Source organism: Arthrobacter sp. HMWF013 (assembly GCF_003061105.1).
Lineage (GTDB): Bacteria > Actinomycetota > Actinomycetes > Actinomycetales > Micrococcaceae > Arthrobacter.
This window is the reverse complement of record NZ_QAIQ01000727.1, coordinates 1-4429: the sequence shown is the minus strand read 5'-3', so window position 1 is coordinate 4429 and position 4429 is coordinate 1. Positions and strand designations below refer to the sequence as shown.

The following is a 4429-nucleotide window of genomic DNA, read 5'->3' as shown; positions in this document are numbered from 1 at the left end:
TGACGTCCGACGGCTCGGTAGCCATTGCCGACACTTACAACGGCGCCGTCACGGAAGCCGAAATCGAACAGGCCCTTGCCCACGGCGGATTCCACGGTGACCGTACCGTCGTCGCCGATAACCAGCTTGCGGAGCGCAGAGGTCTCCGAGTCGGCCACCCAGATGTTGCCGTCAGCGTCCTCGGCCAGGCCGGAAGGCTGGGCGAACCAGGCCTCGTGGGCGGGGCCGTCCTGCAGGCCTTCCAGTCCGTTGCCGGCAACGATCGCCACGGCGCCCGTGAGGGGATCGAAGCTGAAGATCTGGTGGGTGCCGGCCATGGCGATGACCACCGCGTTGAGCTTGGTGGACCAGACAACGTCCCACGGCGAGCTGAGCGAAACCTCCAGCGGGTGCTCACTGAGCTTCCCCGTGAACCCGGCGGCGTCCTCGTCCACGCGCGCCGGCCCGGTTTCGAGCAGGCGCTGCACGCCGCTTCCGACGAGGGTGGTGACTGTCCCGTCCGCCAGGGACAGTCCGCGGAGGCGGTGGTTGACGGAGTCGGCGATCACGACGTCGTACCCCGTCTTTGCTGCCATGTCGTCCGGGAGCAGTACCAGGCCCTGCGGTTCGTTGAACTGTGCGGTGGGCTTGATGGAGTCGACGGCGGCGGCGGGGCCATCCGCGTGTCCCTTGGTGCCCGAGCCGAACGTCGCCAGCACGGTGTGGAAGTCGGTGCCCAGCTCCACGACCCGGTGGTGGCCGGTGTCGGTAACCAGCCACGAGCCCCGGGGGGCTGCGGCATCAACGGAAGCGCCGCCGTCGGACGTTCCGTTAGTGGCGGTGCCGCGGCCAGCCGGCAGGAACAAAGCCTTGCCGGGGAACCGCAGGGTGCCGGAAGTGGCCTCCGGGGCGACGTACGGGCCGGAGCCGCGGTGCAGCGTCCCCTTGGCCTCGTGCTCGGCGATAAGTTCCGGGATGAGCACGGCCAGGCCGTCGGCGTGGCCTTCCCCGGAGAGGTGGGCCACGATGTAGCCCTCGGGATCGATGACCACCAGGGTGGGCCACGCGCGGGCCGTGTAGGCCTTCCACGTGTCCAGCTCGGGATCGTCCAGCACGGGGTGGTGGATCTCGTAGCGCTCCACTGCAGCAGCCAGGGCAACGGGATCGGCTTCGTGCTCGAACTTGGGCGAGTGGACTCCCACGGTCACCAGGACGTCGGAGAACTTCTCCTCGAGGGGGCGCAGTTCGTCCAGGACGTGAAGGCAGTTGATGCAGCAGAAGGTCCAGAAGTCGAGCAAAACAATCTTGCCGCGCAGGGCCTCCAGGTCCAGCGACTTACCGCCGGTGTTGAGCCAGTTGCGGCCCACCAGTTCGGAGGCGCGGACCCGGTGTTGCGTGCGTACGGTTTCGCTCATGAGCGTCCTTCCAGCTTTGGATTGCGTTCAGCCAGCTTGGCATCGCGTTCAGCCAATTTGGCAAACATATCGTTGTAAGCAGTCAGATCGGCGTCGTTATTCCTGTCCGCCGCGCGGTCCACCCGCTTGGTCTCGCGCGCATCGGAGCGGGACCACATGATGGCGACGCCGATTGCCACCAGGAGTGTGGGCACCTCACCGATGCCCCAGGCCACTGCGCCGCCCATCTGCTGGTCCAGGAGCGCGGACGGTCCCCAGGCCCGGCCGAGGTTGCCGAAGTAGTCCGCGGCAAGGAGGTTGGTGCCGCCCATGATGGCCACGCCGAAGAACGCGTGGAAGCCCATGGTGGCCAGCAGGAGCAGCAGGCGCATGGGGTACGGCGCCCGGCGGGGCAGCGGGTCCGTGCCGATCATGGTCAGGATGAAGATGTAGCCGGTAAGGGCGAAGTGCAGGATCATCAGCTCATGGCCCACGTGTTCGCGCATCGCAAACCCGAACGCCTCTGAGTAGTAGAACAGCACGATGGAGCCGGCGAAGTTGGCGGCCGCGAAGATGGGATGCGTCACCAGCTGCGAGAACTTGGAGTGGATGAATATGAGCAGCCATTCGCGCACGCCGCGTGAACCGTCGTTCCTGGCGGGCAGGGCACGGAGCGCCAGTGTCACCGGTGCGCCGAGCACCAGGAAGATGGGGGCCACCATGGTCAGCGCCATGTGGTCCACCATGTGCGCCGAGAAGAGGATCCGGCCGTAAACGGCGGGCGGTCCGGACGTGATGTACGTCAGCACCGCCAGGCCGATCACCCAGTTCACGGTGCGGAACCACTGCCATTTGTCGCCGCGGCGGCGGACCTTGGCGACGCCGAGGATGTACGCCACCAGGCCGAAGATGACCACGGCGATCCAGAGCCAGTCGAGGCGCCACTCCGTGAGCCAGCGCTCAGGGGTCAGTTCCGGAGGAAGCTCGTAACCGGAGAGGATGAACGCCGGCGAGGCGTCGGGGGCGAAGCTGGTGGGCTCCGGCGGGGCCGAGCGGCTCAAGGCAACGGCGACTCCAGAGGTGGCTCCCATCACGAGAAGTTCCACGAGGACCAGCTGCCAGAGGACCCGGCGCGATGAAAACGCAGAACCCGTGCGGCCAAGCTGGGGGATGACCCACTGCCGGTGCATAAAGCCGATCCCGCCGAGGAACAGGGTGGCCGCCGACTTCACGAGGATCAGCTGGCCGTAGGCCGAGCCGAAGAGGTCGCCCCAGTTGGTAACCCGGATGCTGGCGTTGATCACTCCCGAGGCAAAAACCAGGACGAATGCGAAGCCGGCGAGGGCGGAGAAACGCCGCAGTGTGGATTCGGTGATGTCCGCGGCGGATCCCGCCTTTGTACCCGTCAGGATCCCGGACAGGAGTGCCAGCAGGATGATGCCGCCAACCCAGGTGCTCACGCCCACCAGGTGAAGGCCCAGGGAGTTGATGGCTCCTTCGTGGTCCGAGGAGCTGGACGAGTGGCCGATCAGTGCTGCGGGCACCAGGCCAACCAAAGTCAGGATCAGTGTGAGCGCAAGGCCACCCAGGGACCTGACTCCGAACAATGCCGTGGTCACTACGGCGGCGATGATGGTGACGGTGAGCCATGCCCTGCCGGTCTCGATGTCCGTCATGAAGTACACCAGGGCGCGGGTGAACTCGGCGTCCCCGGACAGCCCCTGCCCCGCCACGTCCGAATACGTAAGGACCAGCACGGCGATGGCGGAAAGCGTCCAGACGGCACCCGCGGCGGCGGCAATCGCCAGGGCCCGGGCGAACGCGGGGTGTTCCGGGGCCTCGCCGTCGTGATGCCGGGAGCGTGGGCCCGACGTCCTGGGCAGGATTCCGACGGCGAATATCAGTCCGCCGATGACGGCGGCCAGGGAAACGTTGTGGATGGCCTTGCTGACCGGTAGTCCCCAACGGACCAGGGCTCCGGGGTCTGATACTTCACGCGTTGCTGCTGCACCGGAAAACAGGAGAGCAACTGCCAGGCCAACAAACAGTGCTGCGAGTCCCGCCACCTGCCACGGCCGGGAAATCCCCAGGGCGCCAGCGCCGTTCAGCTGAGGGGCAGGCTGCGGTGCTGTGGGACGGGACTTTGCTGCGGAAGGCACCTATCCATTGTCCGCTACCGGCGCCCACGCGGCGAATCGGCTGAAGGCCAACCGGGCTCAGGCGGCGCAGCGACTCAGGGGGCGAAGCGGTCCAGGACGCTTCGGGTTAAAGCAGTGGAGCGGCGACCACATGGTCACCGCTCCACTCATTTTGCCGAAGAAGACTACTTCTTCTTGGCGACAGCAGCCTTCAGCTTGGAGCCTGCGGTCAGCTTGACGCTGTGGCCGGCTGCGATCTGGATGGTCTCGCCCGTCTGCGGGTTGCGGCCGGTGCGAGCTGCACGGTCGGTGCGCTCAACTGCGAGCCAGCCCGGGATGGTGATCTTCTCGCCGGCGGCGACGGAAGTCTCGAAAACCTCGAACAGTGCATCGAGGACGGAGTTGACGGCTGCCTGGCTGGTGCCGGCCTTGCCTGCTACCTCTGAAACAAGTTCACTACGGTTCTTAGCCATTGATGTCCTCCTGGACGGTCACGATTCTGGAGCCTGAACGCGGCATGCGTGCAAGCCACTGTTCGAAAACTTACCAGCTTGGGCCCGTGTGGTCCGCAAATTCCGCGTGTTTCCGCGACTTTTTGACTTAAATCACGGGTTTTTAGGGGATTCTGAGGGGAATTGCGCCCAGAGCGGACGCTCTCTCACTTCCTGCACCGTTTCAAGGAACGCTCTGGCAGTTGCTGCACCGTTTGGGCGGACGCTCTGGCAGTTGCTGCGTCTTTCCAGCGGACGCTCTCTCATTTCCTGCACCATTGAAGGAGCGCTCTGTCTGGTCATCGGCGGCCTTCGGGGAATGTTCTTGGTAAGGTCCGACGGCGGTGCGTGGCCGGGGTGCGTGGGCCAGGGTGTGGTGGGTGCCCGGCGGGGGTGTGGCTGGTGTGGCCGGCAGGGGCGCCCACGG

At 66.0% G+C, this 4429-nt stretch carries 3 protein-coding genes; all 3 read right to left on the bottom strand.

What is annotated here, in order from left to right; all coding sequences use genetic code 11:
• The coding region (locus DBR22_RS23340; protein WP_258229431.1) for a thioredoxin-like domain-containing protein at positions 1 to 1394 on the bottom strand (1394 nt) is incomplete at its 3' end.
• The gene (locus DBR22_RS23335) at positions 1391 to 3532 is read right to left on the bottom strand and encodes a cytochrome c oxidase assembly protein (RefSeq protein ID WP_108600925.1); all 2142 of its coding nucleotides are present in this window, start codon (positions 3530 to 3532) and stop codon (positions 1391 to 1393) included. The genes DBR22_RS23340 and DBR22_RS23335, both read right to left, overlap by 4 nt.
• Positions 3533 to 3696: 164 nt before the next feature.
• Complete coding sequence (locus DBR22_RS23330; RefSeq protein ID WP_056341443.1) at positions 3697 to 3984, bottom strand: HU family DNA-binding protein; 288 nt, start codon at positions 3982 to 3984, stop codon at positions 3697 to 3699.
• Positions 3985 to 4429 lie beyond the last annotated feature (445 nt).